The organism is Streptomyces triticagri (assembly GCF_003429565.1).
In the GTDB taxonomy this organism is placed as follows: Bacteria; Actinomycetota; Actinomycetes; order Streptomycetales; family Streptomycetaceae; genus Streptomyces; species Streptomyces triticagri.
In genome coordinates, this window is sequence record NZ_QUAK01000109.1 from 12,144 (window position 1) to 32,451 (window position 20,308).

12 protein-coding genes are annotated in these 20,308 nt (G+C 72.4%); 3 read left to right on the top strand and 9 right to left on the bottom strand.

The features are described 5' to 3' along the window. Positions 1–131: 131 nt before the first annotated feature. Both DY218_RS20025 and DY218_RS20030 read right to left on the bottom strand, forming a co-directional pair. Complete coding sequence (locus tag DY218_RS20025; protein WP_128557469.1) at positions 132–3,584, bottom strand: ATP-dependent helicase; 3,453 nt, start codon at positions 3,582–3,584, stop codon at positions 132–134. Positions 3,585–3,835: 251 nt separating this feature from the next. Next, positions 3,836–4,228, bottom strand: a complete 393-nt coding sequence (locus DY218_RS20030; RefSeq protein WP_325052008.1) for an MGMT family protein — start codon at positions 4,226–4,228, stop codon at positions 3,836–3,838. A gap of 161 nt (positions 4,229–4,389) precedes the next feature. On the opposite strand from DY218_RS20030, the gene DY218_RS20035 reads away from it, so the two are divergent. Next, the gene (locus DY218_RS20035) at positions 4,390–7,128 is read left to right on the top strand and encodes a lysylphosphatidylglycerol synthase domain-containing protein (RefSeq protein ID WP_128557471.1); all 2,739 of its coding nucleotides are present in this window, start codon (positions 4,390–4,392) and stop codon (positions 7,126–7,128) included. Positions 7,129–7,278: 150 nt separating this feature from the next. Beyond that, positions 7,279–8,829, top strand: a complete 1,551-nt coding sequence (locus DY218_RS20040) for an alpha/beta hydrolase (protein WP_128557478.1) — start codon at positions 7,279–7,281, stop codon at positions 8,827–8,829. Here DY218_RS20040 and DY218_RS20045 read toward each other — a convergent pair. Then, on the bottom strand, positions 8,781–9,710 hold the full coding sequence (locus DY218_RS20045) for a Vgb family protein (protein WP_128557472.1): 930 nt from the start codon (positions 9,708–9,710) through the stop codon (positions 8,781–8,783). The genes DY218_RS20040 and DY218_RS20045 overlap by 49 nt on opposite strands. Positions 9,711–9,984: 274 nt before the next feature. On the opposite strand from DY218_RS20045, the gene DY218_RS20050 reads away from it, so the two are divergent. Further along, complete coding sequence (locus DY218_RS20050; protein ID WP_128557473.1) at positions 9,985–11,577, top strand: alpha/beta hydrolase; 1,593 nt, start codon at positions 9,985–9,987, stop codon at positions 11,575–11,577. Positions 11,578–11,708: 131 nt separating this feature from the next. On the opposite strand, the gene moeZ is transcribed toward DY218_RS20050, so the two are convergent. The 6 genes from moeZ to DY218_RS20085 form a co-directional block, all read right to left on the bottom strand. Further along, positions 11,709–12,887, bottom strand: a complete 1,179-nt coding sequence (gene moeZ / locus DY218_RS20055) for an adenylyltransferase/sulfurtransferase MoeZ (protein WP_128557474.1) — start codon at positions 12,885–12,887, stop codon at positions 11,709–11,711. A 75-nt stretch (positions 12,888–12,962) separates the two neighbouring features. Then, positions 12,963–13,715: a spherulation-specific family 4 protein gene (locus DY218_RS20060; RefSeq protein ID WP_128557475.1), complete on the bottom strand. Its 753-nt coding sequence runs from the start codon at positions 13,713–13,715 to the stop codon at positions 12,963–12,965. Then, positions 13,703–14,656: an NAD-dependent epimerase/dehydratase family protein gene (locus DY218_RS20065; RefSeq protein WP_128557476.1), complete on the bottom strand. Its 954-nt coding sequence runs from the start codon at positions 14,654–14,656 to the stop codon at positions 13,703–13,705. The genes DY218_RS20060 and DY218_RS20065 overlap by 13 nt, the downstream gene beginning before the upstream one ends. Before the next feature lie 729 nt (positions 14,657–15,385). Then, on the bottom strand, positions 15,386–16,912 hold the full coding sequence (locus DY218_RS20075) for a hypothetical protein (protein ID WP_233521726.1): 1,527 nt from the start codon (positions 16,910–16,912) through the stop codon (positions 15,386–15,388). A 113-nt stretch (positions 16,913–17,025) separates the two neighbouring features. Then, complete coding sequence (locus DY218_RS20080) at positions 17,026–18,855, bottom strand: DUF3492 domain-containing protein (RefSeq protein WP_128557480.1); 1,830 nt, start codon at positions 18,853–18,855, stop codon at positions 17,026–17,028. A gap of 264 nt (positions 18,856–19,119) precedes the next feature. Beyond that, positions 19,120–20,308: DUF3152 domain-containing protein (locus tag DY218_RS20085; protein ID WP_233521727.1), on the bottom strand; the 1,189-nt coding region annotated here is incomplete at its 5' end.

Sequence of the window (20,308 nt, forward strand, 5' to 3'; positions counted from 1 at the left end):
AACCCGTGGGGCCGAGCCGTCCGGTCGGCCGTCCGGCTCTGTCCGACCGTCCAGCTTTATCAGGACTTGAGGACTTTACGTGCCGGCGGCGGATCGTCCCCGCCTGCCCCTACTCGACCACATGCGGTCCCTCACTCGACCACATGGCGGCCCTCGGCCCTGGCGCTGCACGCGGAACGGAACGAGCAGTGCGTGCAGTGCTGGCCCGCGGTCGGCGCGAATCGCTCGTCGAGGACCTTCCCCGCCGCGTTGGCGAGCAGCTCGCCCACCCAGTCGCCGCGAGCGGCGTCCCCGTCCGTCCCGAAGCCAACTGCGTCACCGTCCGTGCCCTGCGCGTCGAGCGGGCCCTGTGCCTGGATCCTGGGCAGGGTTTCGCCGCCGTCCCGCGCGGCGGCCCCCTGCCGCAGATGGACCAGTTCGGCCCCGCCGGGCAGCGGCCGGACACCGCCGAACTCGCCGTCCACAGCGCCCTCACGGACGGCGAGTTGATACACGGCGAGCTGGGGGTGCCGGGCGACCTCGGCGGCGCTGGGAGTCTGCTTGCCGGTCTTGAAGTCGACGACGTAGGCGCGTCCTTCGGCGTCGCTCTCGACACGGTCCATGGAGCCGCGAATACGTACCTGGTACTCCCCCGCCCCCAGGGTGACGTCGAAGTCCTGCTCGCTGCCGACGGGCGTGCGGCCGGCGCGGTCCATGACGTGCCAGTGGAGGAAGCGTTCGAGCGCCACGCGCGCGTGCTCCTTCTCCTGGGTCGACTTCCAGGGTGCGTCGAAGGACAGCGCGTCCCAGACGGAGTCGAGCCGTGCCATGAGGACGTCGAGATCGGCAGGTGTGTGCCCGGACGCGACCTCGTCGGCGAGTACGTGCACCACGTTTCCGAAGCCCTGTGCGGCGGTCGCCGGGGCGTCCGCCTTGACCTCGCGGCCCAGGAACCACTGCAGGGCGCAGGTGTTGGCGAGCTGGTCGAGGGCGCTCCCGGACAGGGCGACGGGCCGGTCCCTGTCCCGCAGCGGCACGGTGCTGTGTGTCGGCTCGTACATCCCCCACCAGCGGTACGGGTGGGCGGACGGCACCAGGGGACGGCCGTCCTCGTCCGTGAGTGCGGCGAGCCGTGCGAGGCGCTCCGCGGCCGCCTCGCGCAGGCCCTCGGAGACGCGCGGGTCCACGGTCGTCGCGCGCAGTTCGGCGACGAGGGCGGCGACGGACAGCGGGCGGCGGGGCCGGGCGGTGACGTCCCGTGGTTCGACGCCGAGTTCGGCGAGGAAGCGGGACGGCTGGTCGCCGTCCTCGGCCGCGGCCTTGACCGCGGTCACTACGAGGCGTTCTCTCGCGCGCGTGGCGGCCACGTAGAAGAGCCGGCGCTCCTCGGTCAGGAGGGCGCCGGGCGTCAGTGGTGGTGCGAGGCCGTCATGTCCGATGCGGTCGGCCTCCAGGAGGGAGCCGCGGCGGCGCAGGTCCGGCCAGAGGCCCTCCTGTACGCCGGCGACCACGACCAGGCGCCATTCGAGGCCCTTGGAGCGGTGTGCGGTCATCAGCCGTACCGCATCGGGCCGGACGGTGCGCCGGGTGAGGGTGTCGGCGGCGATGTCCTGGGCCTCGACCTCCTCGATGAAGTTCAGGGCGCCGCGGCCGCCGGTGCGCTCCTCGGCGCGGGCCGCGGTGGCGAACAGGGCGCACACCGCGTCGAGATCGCGGTCTGCGTTACGTCCCGCCGCCCCGCCGCGGTGCGCGGCGCGCGCCAGTCGCTGAGGCCAGCCGGTGCCCTGCCACAGCGTCCACAGGGCCTCCTCGGCGGTGCCGCCGGCGGCGAGGGTTTCGCGCGCAGTGCGCAGCAGGGCGCCGAGCCGCTGGGCGCCGCGGGCGTAGGCGGGGTCGTGGGCGACCAGGCGCTCCGGCTCGGCGAGGGCCGCTGCCAGGAGTTCGTCGGACGGTGCCGGGATGCGATGGCCGGCGGCACGCTGTTCGTCGCGCAGGGCGCGGCCGAGGCGTCGCAGATCGGCGGCGTCCAGGCCGGCGAGCGGCGATCCGAGCAGGCTGAGTGCGGTCTCCGTGGAGAGCCACGGCGCGACGGGGCGCGGGGCGGTGGCCGTCCCTGGACCGGGTTCTGCGGCGTCATCGGATTCTGTGGCGTCACCGGGGTCCGTGGCGTCACCGGGTTCTGTGGCGTCACCGGGGTGGGGCTCCCGCGTGGTGACCGCCTCCGCGGCAGCCCGCAAGGCCGTCAGGAGCGGCGCCACGGCGGGCTCCTGGCGCAGCGGCAGGTCGTTGCCGTCCACGTCCACCGGTACGCCTGCCGTGGTCAGCGCCCGGCGCACGGAGGGAATGCTCCGGCCGCCGGCCCGTACCAGTACCGCCATCTCCGACCAGGGAACGCCGTCCTCGAGATGGGCCCGGCGCAGGATGTCGGCGATGCTGTCCAGCTCGGTGCCCGGCGTCGGGTGGGTGAGTACGTCGGTACGGCCCCCGTCGCGTACGGGTACGAGTTCGCGGTGCCGGCGCACCTTGTCCGACGGGAGCCGGGTCAGCGGCATCCTGCGGGTGAGACGCCGGGTCGTCTCGAGGAGTGCCGCACCGGACCGCCGTGAGGTGGTGAGCACGGTGACCGGCGCCGGTGTGCCGTCCGCACGCGGGAAGGCGTCCGGGAAGTCGAGGATGCCGTTCACGTCGGCGCCGCGGAAGGCGTAGATCGACTGATCCGGGTCGCCGAGGGCCACGAGGGTGCGGCCGTCCCCGGCCAGTGCCCTGAGGAGCCGCACCTGGGCTGCGTCGGTGTCCTGGTACTCGTCGACGAACACGGCGTCGTAGCGGGCGGCCAGTTGGTCGGCCACCTCGGTGCGGCCTGCCAGGAGCACGGCCCGGTGCACCAGTTCGGCGTAGTCGAGCACCCCCTGGGCGTCGAGCACGTCCAAGTACTCGGCGAGGAAGCCGGCGGCGGCACTCCAGTCGGGTCGGCCGGTGCGTCGGGCGAACTCGGCGAGCGCTCCCGGGCCGAGGCCGAGCTCACGGCTGCGGGCGAGCACCGCGCGCACCTCGTCGGCGAAGCCTCGGGTGGTCAGGCAGGCGCGGAGTTCGTCGGGCCAGCGCACGCGCGCGTGGCCGTCGCGTTCGAGCTCGAGTTCGCCGGCGAGGAGGTCCCGTACGACGACGTCCTGTTCGGGGCCCGACAGCAGGCGCAGCGGCTCGACGAACAGATCGGCGTCCTGGTGGGCACGGACCAGGGCGTAGCAGAACGAGTGGAAGGTGGAGGCCTGGGGGGCGGAGCCGCCGGGGATTCGCAGGGCCATACGGTCGCGCAGTTCGACGGCGGCCTTGCGGCTGAAGGTGAGGACCAGGATGCGCTCGGGGTCGGTGCCCTTGGCGACGCGTGCGGCCACCGCCTCGACGAGGGTGGTGGTCTTGCCGGTACCGGGTCCGGCCAGGACCAGCAGCGGCCCTCCGGGGTGGTCAACCACTGCGCGTTGCCCTGCGTCAAGACGAGGAGGGGCCACGCGGGCCGGCGCCGTGTGCACGAGCCGGTACCCGCCCGGGGCCCCCTGGTGCGCAGGGGTGCGCACCGGCCGCCTGGTCGAAGAAGAGGAGCTCACGTGGTTCGCCGGTCCTGGTGGGTGTGCTGGGTTTTCAGTGGCCCCGCGCGCACGCGGGCCGCGGTGGCTCAGTGGTGACCGCCGGAGGCGACGGTACGCCCGTCGGTGGGGGCGGCGGGCGGGAAGCCCGCGCATCGGTGGCCGCGAGCGCGCCTGCCCTTGACAGGAGCTCTGCTACGGCCCGGGGCCGTGGGCGGTGTCGCCTGTATGGGCCACCGGTCACCCATGGGGGCGTGCGATGGCGGAAGCTGTCATGTGTGAGCCTCCGCGCGCCCGCCGGGTGTCCCGTCCCATCGTGCCCGCCTCATGTCGAGGCGGTACTCACCGGCGCCCGTGGTGCGCAGTGCGGTGCCCTCCGTGCGGTAATGCTCCAGGGCACTGCGCTCGCTGCCGGGCAGCAGCACACCGTCCGAGCGGACGACCCGCCACCAGGGCACGGCGCCGCCGTAGAGGGCCATCGCCCGGCCGACCTGGCGCGGCCCGCCGACGCCCCGCCCGTCCTGCGGTTCGGTCTCGGAGGCGAGCCACTCCGCGACGTCGCCGTAGGTCATGACCCGGCCTGCGGGGATCAGCTCGGCGACCTCGAGTACGCGCTCGGCGTACTCGGGCAGGGCGGCCGGATCCGGCGTTCTGTGCTCGCTCATCCGCCCCATCCTGCCGCACCGCACCGACAGTGTGACCCCTCGGCTGCTGCCTCTCCACGCGCGCGTGAAGGGGCAGGAGCGAGACGCGTCACATCAGCTGATTGCACCCTGATGCCCCCTCTTGTGGGGTGCTCGTGCCACCATCGTGCGGGCGGTGACAGGTGATACGAGATCAAGAAGAGACAGAGGAACAGGGAGTGCAGCCCCCCAAGGACGAGCGCACCTCTGACGCCCTGTCGCGCCCGCACGCACCGGACAAGGCGGCCGGGCACTCTGATGACGACGGCGCTGTGGACACAGCGGCGGACGGTCACGGGGCCGCCTCGGCAGATCCGGTGGAGGGCGACGAGCCGCTGCTTCCCGCCCGTGTGCACCGTCCCCCGGACCTGATGCGGCTACTCGTCGGCATCCTCGCGATCGGCCTGCTGCTCGCCGTCGCGGGCTTCGCGCACGGGACGACGTCTGGGCTCGAGCAGGACATCAACAAGGGCACCGGTCAGGCACCGGATCTGCTGATCAAGTTCGCGGGTCTGGCGTCGAGCATCGCGGTGCTGCTCGTACCGGTGGCCTTCGCCATCGAGCGGCTGATCAAACGTGACGGCCTGAGGATCGCGGACGGTGTCCTGGCGGCCGTACTGGCGCACGGGGTGACCCTGGCCACCGACCTGTGGGTCGCCAGAGGGGCACCGGAAGCGATCCAGGACGCGCTGACCCGGCCGTCGCCCACCGACATCGGGTCGCTCACCGACCCCGTGCACGGGTATCTGGCCCCTGTCATCGCCTATATGACGGCCGTCGGGATGTCCCGCAGACCGCGCTGGCGGGTCGTCCTGTGGGCGGTTCTGCTGCTCGATGCGCTGTCCACGATGATGGCTGGCTACACGACCCCGTTCTCGATCGTCCTCACCATTCTCATCGGCTGGTCGGTGGCCTACGGGACGCTGTACACGGTGGGTTCCCCGAATGTGCGTCCCACGGGCCAGACGTTGCTCGCCGGCCTTCGGCACGTCGGTTTCCGACCGATCGGTGCCCAGCGCGCGGAGGAGCTGCCGGACTCCGCCGAGGCCGCCGACCGGGGCCGCCGCTACCACGTCACCCTGCAGGACGGCCCGCCGCTCGATGTCACCGTCGTCGACCGCGAGCAACAGGCCCAGGGGTTCTTCTACCGGGTGTGGCGCCGGCTGACGCTGCGCAGCATCACCACGCGGCGCAGCCTGCAGTCGCTGCGCCAGGCGCTGGAGCAGGAGGCGCTGCTGAGCTACGCGGCGATCGCCGCGGGCGCCAACGCCCCGAAGCTGATCGCGACGTCCGAGCTCGGTCCGGACGCCGTGATGCTGGTCTACGAGCACATCGGTGGCCGTTCGCTGGACTCGCTGCCCGACGAGGCGGTCACCGACGAGCTGATGCGGGACACCTGGCTGCAGGTCGAGGCTCTGCAGTCGCGGCGTATCGCGCACCGGCGCCTGGCCGGTGACGCGCTACTGGTGGATCGTTCCGGCAAGGTTTTCATCACGGATCTGCGGGGCGGCGAGATCGCGGCCGGTGATCTGGTCCTGCGGATGGACATCGCCCAGCTGCTCACGACCTTCGGTCTGCGGACCGGTGCGGGACGCGCCGTGTCGGCGGCGGTGGAGGTGCTCGGTCCGGACGCGATCGCCGACTGTCTGCCGCTGCTGCAGCCGATCGCGCTTTCCCGGTCCACGCGTGCGACGCTGCGCCGGCTCGGCCGTGAGCGGGCCCAGCGCGAGCGTGAGGCGGTCCTGGAGGCCTCTCGACGGGACAAGGCGGCCCGCGGCGACGCGGAGGGCCAGGAGGTCGACCGGAAGGCGGCACGGGCGCAGAAGCAGGCCGAGAAGCGGGCGGTCGAAGACGCGCTCGAGGGAGCCCGCGAGGAGGATCTGCTCACCCAGATCCGGCACCAGGTGCTGCGGATCAGGCCACAGGCGCCGGTGGAGCCCACCCAGTTGGAGCGCATCAAGCCGCGCACCCTGATCAGTTTCATCGCCGGCGCCTTCGGCGCGTACTTCCTGCTGACCCAGCTCACCAACATCGACTTCGGGAAGCTCTTCGCGGAGGCGCAGTGGGGCTGGGTGGCCGCGGCCGTGCTGTTCTCGGCGCTGAGCTATTTCGCCGCGTCGATGAGTCTGCTGGGCTTCGTGCCGGAGCGGGTGCCGTTCCTCAGGACGGTCGCCGCACAGGTGGCCGGTTCGTTCGTGAAGATCGTGGCCCCTGCGGCGGTCGGCGGCGTGGCACTGAACACTCGGTTTCTGCAGCGCTCCGGGGTCCGCTCCGGGCTCGCGGTGGCCAGTGTGGGTGCCTCGCAGCTGTTCGGTCTCGGGTCGCACATCGTTCTGCTGCTGACGTTCGGCTATCTGACGGGGACGCAGAAGACGCCGTCCCTGACGCCGTCCCGTACGGTCATCGCCGGTCTGTTGACGGTGGCCGTACTGGTGCTGGTGGTGACCGCCGTCCCGTTCCTGCGGAAGTTCCTCGTCACGCGCGTGCGGTCGCTTTTCGCCGGTGTGGTGCCCCGGATGCTGGACGTGCTGCAGCGGCCGCAGAAGCTGCTCACGGGCATCGGCGGCATGCTGCTGCTCACGAGCGTGTTCGTGATGTGCCTGTACGCGTCGATCCGGGCGTTCGCCGCCGATGACGTGTCGGTGCCCCTGGTGAGCGTCGCCGTGGTGTTCCTGGCGGGCAACGCGCTCGGTTCTGCTGCGCCGACGCCCGGCGGTGTGGGCGCGGTCGAGGCGACGCTGACGTTCGGTCTGGTCGCTCTGGGGCTGCCCAAGGAGGTGGCAGCTCCCGCGGTGCTGCTGTTCCGTCTCCTGACGCTGTGGCTGCCGGTGCTTCCGGGGTGGCTCTTCTTCAACCATCTGACGCGCAAGGGCTGGCTGTGACCGCCCGCTTCCACGGACGCGTATGGGAGCCGCGCGGGAGTTGACCGCGAACAGCCCTCCACGCGCGCGTGGAGGGCGCTCCGGTCACCTGTACGGACCCCGGCCCGCGCGAGCCGATGAGGGGCGGCGGAGGATGGGGGTATGTCGTCGATGCCTCGTTCGAATCGCGCCCGCGTCCGCTGTGCCGCCGCGCTGACCGCCCTGTGTGCGTCCGTACTCGCCGGATGCGGCAACGGGGACGACGAACGCAGCACGGAGGACCTTCCCTCCCAGAACCTGGCGTGGAAGGACTGCCCGGCGCCGTCGGAGGCGCAGGGAAGCGGGGAGTCGCCCTCTCCGCTGCCCGGCGGCACCAAGTGGCAGTGCGCCACGATGAAGACACCGTTGGACTGGGACAAGGCCGAGGGCGAGACGATCGACCTGCAGCTGATCCGCGCCGAGGCGGCCGACAAGGACAAGCGGATCGGCTCGCTGATCTTCAACTTCGGTGGTCCGGGCGGCTCGGGCGTGACCACGCTGCCGGCGTTCGGCGAGGAGTACGAGAAGCTGCGCACCCGGTACGACCTGGTGAGCTTCGATCCGCGCGGGGTGGGCCGCAGCGCCCCGGTCACCTGCAAGAGCGACCATCAGCTCGACGCGTACTTCCAGGAGGACTCCACGCCCGACGACGCGGCGGAGGAGAAGGCGATGATGGAGAGCGTCGAGTCGTTCAACGACGGCTGTGAGGACAAGTCCGGCAAGATGCTCCCGCATGTGCGCACCACGGACGCCGCCCGTGACATGGAGCTGATGCGGCAGGTGCTCGGCGACGACAAGCTGCACTACTTCGGCATCTCGTACGGGACGGAACTGGGCGGCGTGTACGCCCACTTGTTCCCCGAGAAGGTGGGCCGGGCCGTGTTCGACGCCGTCGTCGACCCGACGCAGGACGCCGAGCAGGGCTCCCTGGGACAGGCGAAGGGCTTCCAGCGCGCGCTGGACAACTTCGCAGAGGACTGCACCTCCAAGACCGAGGACTGCCCCGTGGGTGACACGCCCGACGAGGTCCGCGACCGCATCGCAGCACTGCTCGAGAAGCTGGACTCCGATCCGCTGCCGGGCATCGGGGCCCGCGAACTGACCCAGACCGCGGCGACCGGCGGCATCGCCCAGTCGCTGTACTCGAAGGACTTCTGGCAGTACCTCACCGAGGGCCTGGAGGCCGCCTACGGGGGCGACGGCCGGATCCTGATGGCGCTGTCCGACTCGATGAACGGCCGCAACCCGGACGGCACGTACAGCAACATCCAGGCCGCCAATGTGTCCATCAACTGCGCGGACGACAAGCCGCGTTACTCGGTGGACGACGTGAAGGCGAAGCTGCCCCAGTTCCGCAAGGCGTCACCGCTGTTCGGCGACTACCTGGCGTGGGGCATGGTGGGCTGCACCGGCTGGCCCGTCGACGGCGCCGCCGACCACCCGGACGTCAGCGCCCCGGACGCGGACCCGATCCTGGTGATCGGCAACACCGGTGACCCGGCGACCCCGTACGAGGGCGCGCGGAAGATGGCCGAATCGCTCGGCAAGGGCGTCGGCGTGGAACTTACCTACAAGGGCGAGGGCCACGGCGCGTACGACAGCGGCGACAAGTGCGTGCGCGGTGCGGTGGACGGCTACCTGCTGGACGGGAAGGTGCCGGAGGCGGGCAGGGTCTGCTCCTGAGGTCCGGCGACGCGGGCGAGTGCGCCGATCTCCAGGGCCGTCCACACGGCGCCGTCCGGGCCCGTCGTGATGCCGTGCGGTTCGCTGTTCTCGGTGGGCAGTCGGTGGAAGGCGGTGGCGCCGTCGGCGGTGATCCTGCCGACGCGGTTGCCGGCCCATTCGGTGAACCATGCCGCCCCTGTGGCGTCCGTGGTGATCGCGTGCGGCCGTGCCGCGCGGTCGGGCAGCGGGTACTCGGTGGTGCGTCCGTCGGGGCTCAGGCGGCCGATCTGTCCGGCGCCGCTCTCGGTCCACCAGACGCTGCCGTCCGGCCCCACGGCCACGCCCACGGGCGCGGCACCCGCAGTGGGCAGGTCGTGGACGGTGATACGGCCGTCCAGGTCGATGCGGCCGATGGCGTCGGCCTGGTTCACGGTGAACCACAGCGCGTCGGCGCCGGCGGCGATGGCGGAGGGAAACGCGCCGGTGGTCCCCAGGGGGTGTTCCGTGAGCGTCCCGTCGGTGGCCAGGCGCCCGATGCGGTCCACGGCGGTCTCGGTGAACCACAGGGCGCCGTCCGGCCCTTGAGCGATCCCGAAGGGGCCGCAGCCTTCGGTCGGCGGCGCGAACTCCGTCACCTCGCCCGCCGTCGTGATCCGTCCGATCCGATGCGAGCGGTACTGCGTGAACCACAGGGCCTGGTCCGGGCCTTCGCAGATGACCGTCGGGGCACTCCCCGGGGGCACCGGATGGAGGGTCGGCCTGCCACCAGGGGACAGCCGTCCGATGGCGTCACCGTGCACCAAGGTGAACCACAGGGCTCCGTCAGGGCCGTTGGTGAGGGCGTACGGGCCGCCGTCCCGGTCGGACACCGGGTACTCCTCGACCGTCCGGGGCGTCATCTGTGCGGCTCCTGTCGTCGGGGTTCGTGTTTCGGGGCCCATATGGAGGTCGTTTTTCGGGGTCCATATGGGCGTCGATCCGAACCGAGCTTCGCCTACCCCGACGGCCGCAGCAACGGAGAATTCCGCACAGCGCCCATCAGCGGACCAGGGCGGACCACGTGCCTGATCGGTCCGTTCGAACGCCCCCTAGGATGTCCGCACGACGTTCGAGCGGGCGGGAGTCGGGCGCCTTCCGGGAGGCCGCGGCCGCCTCCGAGGGGGAAAGTCACCGATGGCACGTCCAAGTCCTGGTTCATTCCGCCGCCCCGACCGCCGCCGTCCGGCCGCGCTCGCCGCGGCCCTCGCCCTGGTCGCCTCGCTCGCCGTCGGCTGCGACAGCGGCGGTACGAACTCCGATGACGGCAAGGGCGCATCGAGCGGGACGACGAAGCCGACCGCGCCGGACGGTTCGAGTCTCCCGGCGTCCCTCACCGGGCAGCAGCTCGACTGGTCGGCCTGCAAGGCTCCCGACGACGACACCGCCGCTCCCGGTGCCGACTGGCAGTGCGCCACCATGAAGGCGCCCCTGAACTACGACAAGCCGTCCGGCGAGACGGTCGGCATCGCCCTGGTCCGGAAGAAGTCCACCGGGGACTCCGGCGACCGGACCGGTTCGCTGCTGTTCAACTTCGGCGGCCCCGGCGGCTCGGGAGTCTCCGCGCTGCCGCAGTCCGCGCCGGCGTTCGCCACCCTGGGCGAGTCCTACGACCTGGTGAGCTTCGACCCGCGCGGGGTGGCAGCCAGCCAGGGCGTGCGCTGCCGCGACGACGCCGAGCTCGAGAAGGCACACGGCACGGTCGACCTCACGCCGGACGACGCGGCCGAGGAGAAGGCGTACTTCGCGGACGCGGCCGGATTCGGCGAGGGCTGCGCCGAGCGGTCGGGCAAGGTGCTGCCGCACATCGCGACCAGTGCCGCGGCCCGCGACATGGACCTGATGCGCCATGTGCTCGGCGACGACAAGCTGCACTACCTGGGCTTCTCCTACGGCACCGAACTCGGCGGCACCTACGCCCACTTGTTCCCGCAGAACGTGGGCCGGATGGTGCTCGACGCGGTGGTCGATCCGACGGCCGATGCGATCGGGCACGCCAGGAACCAGACCCGCGGCTTCCAGCGCGCCCTGGACAACTTCCTGAAGGCGGACGGACAGAAGCCCGCCGCAGGCAGCGCCGAGATAGCGACACTGCTGAAGCGGATCGACGACAAGCCGCTGCCGGCGACCGGAGACCGCGAACTGAACGAGTCGCTGGCCGAGACGGGCATCATCCAGGCGCTGTACAGCAAAGAGAGCTGGCCTGCACTGCGCAGCGCCCTGAAGTCGGCGCAGGAAGGCGACGGCGGCGAGCTGCTCGCCCTGGCAGACCAGTACAACGACCGTGATGCGGCCGGGCGTTACGGCACCCAGAGCCACTCCCAGCGCGCGATCTCCTGCGCGGACGCGGCACAGCGACCGACGCCTGCCGAGGCGCGCAGGCTGCTCCCGGCCTTCGAGAAGCTCTCCCCCGTCTTCGGCACGTTCCTCGGCTGGGACACGGCGGGCTGGTGCCATCAGTGGCCGGTCGACGGCGAGCGGAAGACGATGCAGGTCCGGGCGGACGGTGCCGATCCGATCCTGGTCGTGGGCACGACAGGGGATCCGGCGACGCCGTTCGAGGGGTCCGAGCGGATGGCGGAGGAGCTGGGCGAGGACGTCGGCGTGCATCTGACGTACGAGGGCGAGGGCCACGGGGCGTACGCGAGCGGAAGCACCTGCGTGGACTCCGCCGTGAACGGCTATCTGCTGAAGGGCGAGGTCCCCGACGACGGCAAGGTCTGCTCCTGACGCACCTCCTCTAGCCGCCGTTCCGGCGAAAGCGAAGGGGCCGGCCCGCGCGCGTGCTGCGCGGACCGGCCCCTTCGTTCAGTTTTCCGGTGTCCCTAGGACTGCGTTTTTGCGGCCCCTGGGACGCGATCTCAGTAGACCGGCTTGTCGGGCTCGATCTGGTTGACCCAGCCGATGACGCCGCCACCGACGTGCACCGCGTCGGAGAAGCCCGCGGACTTCAGGACCGCGAGTACTTCCGCACTGCGGACACCCGTCTTGCAGTGCAGGACGATCTTCTTGTCCTGCGGGAGGTCCTGCAGGGCGGTGCCCATGAGGAACTCGTTCTTGGGGATCAGGCGGGCGCCGGGGATCGAGACGATCTCGTACTCGTTGACCTCGCGGACGTCGATGATGTCGATCGCCTCGCCGTCGTCGATCCACTCCTTGAGCTGCTTCGGGGTGATCGTCGAGCCGGCCGCGGCCTCCTGGGCCTCGTCGGACACGACACCGCAGAAGGCCTCGTAGTCGATCAGTTCGGTGACGGTGGGGTTCTCGCCGCAGACCGCGCAGTCGGGGTCCTTGCGGACCTTGACCTGGCGGTACTGCATCTCCAGGGCGTCGTAGATCATCAGGCGGCCGACCAGCGGGTCGCCGATGCCGGCGAGGAGCTTGATCGCCTCGTTGACCTGGATCGAGCCGACGGAGGCGCAGAGCACGCCGAGGACGCCGCCCTCGGCGCACGAGGGCACCATGCCGGGCGGCGGGGGCTCCGGGTACAGGCAGCGGTAGCAGGGGCCGTGCTCGCTCCAGAAGACGGACGCCTGTCCGTCGAAGCGGTAGATCGAGCCCCAGACGTACGGCTTGTTGAGCAGCACGCACGCGTCGTTGACCAGGTAGCGCGTGGCGAAGTTGTCCGTGCCGTCGACGATCAGGTCGTACTGGCTGAAGATGTCCATCACGTTGTCGGCCTCGAGCCGCTCTTCGTGCAGGACGACATTCACATACGGGTTGATGCCCTTGACGGTGTCCTTGGCGGACTCCGCCTTGGAGCGGCCGATGTCCGACTGGCTGTGGATGATCTGGCGCTGCAGATTCGACTCGTCGACCTCGTCGAACTCCACGATGCCGAGGGTGCCTACGCCGGCCGCGGCCATGTACATCAGGGCCGGCGATCCGAGGCCGCCGGCGCCCACACAGAGCACTCGGGCGTTCTTCAGCCGCTTCTGCCCGTCCATGCCCACATCGGGGATGATCAGGTGGCGGGAGTACCTGCGGACCTCGTCTACGGTGAGCTCAGAGGCCGGCTCGACCAGGGGTGGCAGCGACACGGGGACTCCGTTGGTCGGTAGTGGAACGGGGACAGCCCCTAGGGGCGTCTATCCGTAACGCTGCCACACCCTCCTTCATTCCGAGACACCCGGTCCGATACGCGAGACGATTTCGTCCCAGTAGCCGGGCATGGCCTCCCAGGGGTCGACCTGGCCGCCGCGGTCCGTGCGGTCGGTGAAGTAGATCGTCGAGGCGCCCTGCCAGCGGGCGATGCGCAGTGCCTCGTCGAGGTGCCCGCGGGGCACACTGTGCACGAAGTGGCAGAAGCGCTCGGCGGGATGGTCACCGGTCCACTCGGCGGCCTGTGACCAGCGATAGGCGCTCCAAGGGCCGGCGAACGTGACCAGCTGATCGGCCGCCTCGATGTACCCCTGGTACGGGTGGCTGCCGTGACCGAGCACGAGGTGTGCCCCGTCGCGCAGGGCGCGCAGGGTCGTGGTGATCCGCCGCACCTCAGGCAGGGCTGTCCGCTCCGTGGGACAGCGGTCCATATAGAAGCCGTCGGCCTTGTACCAGTCCAGGTAGCGGTGCGCGTCGGAGACCAACTCGCCGAAGGAGCGCGTCCCATGGGCCATGTCGATGCTGCCGAGCACTCGTCCGCCGCCGTTGCGCAGCCGGCCCGCGGCGGCCAGGCAGTGCGGGTCGGGGCGGCTGCCCGGCCCGTTCGCCACGTTGAGGACGGTCCAGTGCAACGGGGTCTGCGGGCGGGTCAGTTCGGCCCATTCGGCGGGGGCCACCAGCGGGTGGGCGAAACCGGGGATGCCGAAGCCGAGCCGGTCGGCCGCTGCGGCGAGGTGCTGCGGGCCGGTGGAGATCAGATGCGGCATGCCGCCTCCATCCAGATGTCGGCGAGTGACTCTTCGAGGTTGATCCGGGGGCGCCAGCCGAGCCGGTCGCGCGCGGTGCGCACATCGGCCTGCTGCCAGCCGCCGCAGCCGTCCGGATAGGGGTGGACGGCAGGGCCCGCGATGTCGCCGTCCGCGCGCGGGTGCCCGATCGACGGGCGTACGGGACCGCTGTCCAGCTCGTGCAGAGCGCCGCCGTAGCCGGCCACGCGCGCGAGGACGGCTGCCGCGTCTCGGAGGCGCACGGCGCGGCCGGCACCGATGTTGACGACGCCCTGAGCCGCGGACAGGGAGGCCGCGTGGACTGCGCGGGCGACGTCGCGCACGTCGACGAAGTCGCGCTGCACACCGAGGCCGCTGAGCTTCAGTTCGCCGTCGCCGGACTGCATGGCCCGGCGCATGGCCTCCGCGAGCCTGCCGAGCGGTGAGCCGGCGGGCGTGCCGGGTCCTGCGGGCGAGAAGACCCGCAGGACGACCGCGTCGAGGCCGGAGCCGAGGACCAGCTCGGTCGCGGCCAGCTTGCTCACGCCGTACGGTCCGCCGGGCCGCGGCACGGCGTCCTCGGCGGTGGACGAGCCTGGCTGGCTCGGCCCGTACTCGGCGCTGCAGCCGAGCTGGACCAGGCGTGCGCCGCAGCCGCTGCGCCGCAGTGCCTCGCAGACGGTGGCGACGGCGACGGTGTTGTGCCGGGTCAGCTCCCGGGCGCCGCCGCGGGTGGTGCCCGCGCAGTTGATGACGACGCCGGGGTGCACCGCGTCCAGGAAGCGGGTCAGGGCCCCTGGGCTGCCGCCCGCGAGGTCGAACCGTACGTCCGCATCGTCGCCCCGGCCGAGCGCGGTGAGCTGGACGGCCGGGTCGGCGAGGAGCCGGTCCGCGACGAACCGGCCGAGGTATCCGTTGGCTCCGAGCAGCAGCACCCTCATCGGGCGGCTCCGCGATCGGACGCGCGCGGCGAGTGCGCGGCGGTGGAGACGGTCATGTGCTTTCTCCGTTTCGGGGTGTTCCGGCTGTGCCGGATGTTCCGTGGGTCGTTCGACGCCCGCGGTGTCGGCCCCGCGGGAGGGCGGCCGGTCGCGGACCGGCCTTGGGCGTGGGGGTTTCGGGGCGGCCGCCGCGCGGAGCACCGGGCCACGCCCGCGTGCGCGGTACGGGCACCCGCCAAGCGCGGTGCGCCGAGCGGAGGTTCGGGTCGCGGGCACGCGCCGCGCACGCGCGCGCACGCCCCACGGACCGGCACCACGCGCGCGGCGCGGGCAAAGGCCAACCACGTTGCCAGGGGCCGGCGTTCGGACCGTGGGCATGCGCCGCGCACACGGGCGCCATGCGGGCCCGTGCGCGCGAAGTGTGCCCACGCGCGCGTGCCGTACGGGTTCGGCTACGGAACGGCGTGCCGTAAGGGCTCATGCCGTGTGCGCCGGCGCAACACACCCGCGCGAGGCGCGGCCCGCGCGGCGTGAGGTGAGTGCCGTGCGGGCGTCGCGAGGCCCGAAGTCCTGCGGTCAGCGGGACCGCACCACGCGCCGGCATGCCGTACGGACGTGTGGTGCGCACGCGGGCAGCGGCGCAGCGGGCCGCACCACGCGCGCGTGTGGTGTGCGAGTGGCCGGCGGCGTGCGTGCGTGGCGGGCCGGGAGCGGCGCTCGGGCGGGGGGTCACCGGATGGCCTCCGCGCCGGCGTGCGCGGAGGCGCGCGCGAGTCTGCGCAGGGCATGCGCGAACAGAACCACCGCCGCGGCACCGCAGGCGAGTACGGGGACGGCACCTGCGCCCCACGACTCGGTCAGCAGATCCACCGGCCTGGCGAGCGCCTCGCAGCCCGGCAGCCGCCCGGCGAACACGGCGGCCAGGGCGAGCGCTTCGGCCGCACAGGCGGCGCCGAGCACCCGGCTCGCGCTGTCCGGGAAGCCGTGCACCGTGAGCAGCCGCGCGAGGAGCAGGGCGCCGCCGAGCGCAGCACCCTGGATCAGGCCGTCCGCCTTGCCGAGCAGCTCGCCGCTGATGAGCAGCAGCCCGCACAGGAGGCACAGGAACAGCCCGAAAACGGCCGCGAGCAAGGGCCTGACCGCCGCCGCGAACTCGTCGAGCCCTCGGCTCAGGGCGAGCCTGCGGGCGGCCCGTACCGCGAAGAGACGGGCGCATCCGGCGGCCGGCGCGACGGCGAGCGCGAGTCCGAGCACGGTGGCCGTGTGCAGCGGCCACGGCCCGTGCGGGCCGCCGCCCTGTACGCCCGTGAGGAGTCCGTCGCCGAGCAGCGCGTAGCCGAGCAGCCAGCAGGTCCACGCGCGCGCGGCGGGTGCGGTTCGGCCGTGCGCACGCAGCGGGCCGTACCGCAGTACGGCGCGCAGTGCGGCGGCCAGGGCGAGCGCGGCGACGAGGACGGCAGCGATCCGGGCCTGGCCGTGCGTGAGACGCACCGCGACGACGCCCAGGGCGCAGACCGCGCCGGGTACGAGGGCCACGGCGGGCCAGCCTGGGGGCGCGGACGGGCCCGCGCCGGGCGTGGCGGTGCCGGTGTGCTCGGCCTCGGCGCCGCGCGGCACGCGCGCGTACATCTCCTCGGCGAGCGAGAACACGTCGCGGTGGCGGTAGCGCGCCGCCGTGCGGTCGGTCATGCCCTGCGCCTCGAGCCCGGCGGCGATCTCGAGCGGATCCACGGCCCGCCCGCACAGTGCACTGTGGCGATGCATCAGGGCCTTCACCGGGTCCACTGCGCCGCGTCTCGGGGCGACGGTCCCACTCCGGGCGGCGGAGCCCGCGGGTTCCCGTTTTTCGGACTCCTGGTCACCGCGCGCCTCTTCGGACGTCCGCTCACCGCTCGCCGCCGCGTGCTGCGTCCCGTCCGCTTCGACGGCGGCTGCCGTGTCCCCCTCGGGGACGCGCTCCGGGGCGCCCTCGACATCTCGTACGCCCCCCGGCGCATCGCCGCTCGCGTCAGGTGAGCGCGAGACGTGCGAGCGCACAGCAGGCGCCCGCACGGGCCAGTCGTCGTCGCCCCGTCCGCGGTCCGCGTCCCTCGCCGACGGGCCCACCTCGTGGGCCACTTCGCAGAGGGCCTCGACCACGTCCGCGGCCCGGCCGTCCCAGCCACCACGGCCGGCGCTCGCACCGCTGTCGACCTCGCCGTGCGGGCCGCCGCCCGCACCCTCGAAGCCTCCCGCCGACCGGCGTTCCCCCGCCACTGCAACTCCCGTTCCCTCATTGCTCGTCACGTCCCCCGCGGCGGCCGAACCGGCGGCCGGCACCGTGCAGTCGGGCACACCGCCCCGGCCCGTGAGCCCTCTGCCGCTCGCGCTCACCGCTCCGGCTCCCCGGGAGCCGGACCCGAGCCCACGGCCAAGGCCTGTTCGCGGTCCGCCGGCGCCCCGTGCGCGACCGCCGCCGAAATCACCAGGGCCGGTTCCTGCTGTGCGTCGCTCGGCCCGTCCACAGCCGCCTCGGCATCCGCGTCCGCCCAGCTCGGCCCCTCGCTCCGACCACCGCCGGCGGCCGCGAGCCAGCGCCCGCCGGCCCCGGCAGCCGTCGGCCGACCGGGCACATGAGTCTCGGCGGGATGGGCGAAGAGGAGCGGCTCTCCGTCCGCGTCGTACGCCTCCCGATGCACCGGGCAGTGCGAGACGATCTCGAGGTAAATGCTGTGAAATGCCGCGATGTTCTGCTCCACGGTGAAGAGTTCGAGTGCACGCGCGCGTGCAGCCGCACCGAGTCGCCACCGCCGCGTGGGGTCGCCGAGGAGAGCGAGGCAGGCGTCGGCGAGTGCCCGCGGATTGCGCGGCGGGACCACGAGTCCCGTGCCACCGATCGCCTCCACCACGGCTCCGACATCGGTGGACACAGTGGCCCGCCCGCAGAGCATGGCCTCGACGAGGCCGACCGGGAATCCCTCGACGACACTGGACATGACGACGACGTCGCCGGCCGCGTAGGCGTCCGCGAGCTCCGGGATCTCCGGTCCGCCGATCTCCTCGAACGAGACCGGGTTGTCCCCCACCGCGTGCGCGCCCTCTGCCTCGTCGGGGAAGAGCTGCGCCGCGAGCGCCCTGCACTGGGCGAGATACGCGGCGGCCTCGTCGCCCTCGGCGGGCGTCCCGATCAGGCGCAGCCTGGTGCCGGGGGCTTCCTTGCGGACCTCGGCGAAGGCGTGCAGCAGCCCCACGAGGTCCTTGGCCGGCTCGATCCGCCCGACCCAGACCAGCGTCCCCGCATCCGCGGCCGCCTCTTCGCCGAGCGTGGCGAACTCGCCGACCACGGCGAATCGTTCGTCCGCCATGCCCGGGTAGACCGTGCGCAGTTTGTCCCGGTCGGCGCCGCACTTCTCCTGCCAGCGCCTGACGTGCGTGTTGCCGGGGGTGATCACTTCGGCCTCCCGGTACACCTCGGCGGCCAGACGCCCCTGGAAGGCGGCGAGCAGGGAACGCGCCGGGGCGCTCAGCGCCTCGGTGTCCGCGCCGAGGTAGTGCGCCCTCAGCTGCACGCCGTACTCGGTCACGAGCAGGGGTACGCCGTGCAGTTGTTTGGCGACCAGGCCCGGCAGCGCCGCAGAGCCGCCCGAGGTCGCGTGGCAGAGGTCGACCGCGCCGAGCCCGCCCTCGACCTCCTCGTACCAGTCGAGGGAGAGGGGGCGCAGGGTGCGCTCGATCAGGTCGGCGACCGCCAGCAGGTCGGGCACGCGCGCGTGGTGGGCGGCCCGCCGTGCGCCGGGCGCACGACAGGCGCGCTCCAGCTCGCGTACGGCGGACTCGGAACGCAGGGCGCCGGTCAGCGGGCCCTCGTCACGGGCGAGTTCGACGAGGCCCCGCAGGGCACTGCTGAAACGGTCCGCCTGGCGCTCACCGTCGCCGCAGACCGCGGCCGCCAGGTCCGCGAAGTGGGTCCGGAAACGCTTGCGCCCGCGCCGGCTCAGCTCCCCCGGCTCGCCCTCCGCGGTCCACAGGGGGGCGGTACGCACGCGGTGGACCTGCGGCGGCAGTTCGACCCACCCCTGGTCCTCCTGGTGGGCACTGCGGCTGAGGGCGAAGATGTCGAACTCGTACACCTCGAGCCCGCGCACGAGCCGGTCGCACCAGAGCCTGGCCTCACCGGTCACATACGGATAACCACTCTCCGTGAGCAGTCCGATGCGCACGAGTACGTCCCCGATCTCCTCTTGGGGGGCCGCCACCCGTCGGGCGGCCCGCAGCGGGACGAACGTATGCGGACATGCCGGTGGCGCGACGGACGGTTGTCCATCGCGCCACCAAAAGGGGTGAACGCCCGTAACTTTCCCGGACGGACGACGTTTCCTCGCACTAGGCGTTCATACGGCCACTCGCAGTGAAACGACGGCCAGCGCACCGAAGGTGCGCCGTACGCCGGAACCCGCGGCGCACGGGGACGCGCGCGCCGGAACTCAACTGTGCGGATACGCCCAGGCGTTGCGCTTGCAGCGGATGCCGCCCTTGGAGAGGAACTTCGTCTGCTGCTGCATCACGGGGGCGAGTGCGCCGTCCTGACTGCAGTTGACGTGGTTGAAGCCCAGCCGGTGCCCCACCTCGTGGTTGATCAGCATCTGCCGGTACGGGTGTATGGCGTCGCCATAGGTCTTGGCGCCCTGGGCCCAGCGATAGGCGTTGATCATCACGCGGTCGGTGGCGGCCGAGTCGCAGGACACATTGTCCTCGGTGGTGTCGAGGCCGGACTTGGCGCACCAGGCCGCGGTGGTGCCGGGGCTGGCAAGCGTGATCACGAAGTCGGGCTTGCCGCTGCTGATGCGCTCGAAGGTGCGCTCGCCGTCGTGCGCCCAACTGCGCTTGTCGTTGAGGGTCTTCTGGACGGCGTCGGCGAACAGTCCGCCGTCGAGCCCGAGTCCTTTTTCGACGTCCACTCGGTAGCGGAATTTCCGGCCCTTGCCCGGCGCCTTCGCGAATGATCCGGCGGAGGCGAACTTCCCCGACCCCTTGAGATCGGCGGCCAGCGGATACTTCTTGCCCATCAGGTCGGCGTACACCGGCCGTTCCGGCTCGGCGGGCGGCGGCCGCTCGTCGGACCGGGAGGCGGCGTCGCGGTCCTCGCGCAGCTCGTCCTTGTCGGCGGCCTGTGGCGTGCTCTTGTCCTGCCGGTCGGCCGCCACCTGACCGGCCACCACGACGGCGAGCACGGTGGCCACGGCGGCGGCGGCGATGCCGGTGAAGGTGCGGCCGCGGCCGCCCTTGGCGGGCGGTTCGGCGTCGTCCGGTGGCTCCTCGGCGAGCGGTGCATCGTCGTCCAGGTCCGGATCCCACTCGGTGACGGCACCGTAGGGGTCACGCGCGCGTGGAGCACCGGCAGCGAAGACGTCGTCATCGCCGTACGGGTCGTCGTAGAAGTCGTCGAACGCCGCCACGTACTCGCGACGGGGACCCGAGGGAGGGCCGCCGGGAGCTGTGGGGCCGGGGCGGGGGCCGCGCGGGGCGCCCGGGTGCGGTCCACCGCCGTTCGGCGCGGGGAAGCCCGTGTGCGGGGCAGGACGGCCGCCGAAGGCGCCCCAACCGCCGCCGGGTTCACGCTGCTCCGGGTGGCCGCCGCGCACCCCGCCGTCCGACGGCGGAGCCAGGGGCGCC

Coding starts and splice junctions, on each gene's coding strand:
- DY218_RS20065 (WP_128557476.1), bottom strand. CDS start 14,656: ATGAGGGTGCTGCTGCTCGGAGCCAACGGATACCTCGGCCGGTTCGTC.
- DY218_RS20040 (WP_128557478.1), top strand. CDS start 7,279: ATGCCTCGTTCGAATCGCGCCCGCGTCCGCTGTGCCGCCGCGCTGACC.
- DY218_RS20050 (WP_128557473.1), top strand. CDS start 9,985: ATGGCACGTCCAAGTCCTGGTTCATTCCGCCGCCCCGACCGCCGCCGT.
- DY218_RS20045 (WP_128557472.1), bottom strand. CDS start 9,710: ATGACGCCCCGGACGGTCGAGGAGTACCCGGTGTCCGACCGGGACGGC.
- DY218_RS20060 (WP_128557475.1), bottom strand. CDS start 13,715: ATGCCGCATCTGATCTCCACCGGCCCGCAGCACCTCGCCGCAGCGGCC.
- DY218_RS20030 (WP_325052008.1), bottom strand. CDS start 4,228: ATGAGCGAGCACAGAACGCCGGATCCGGCCGCCCTGCCCGAGTACGCC.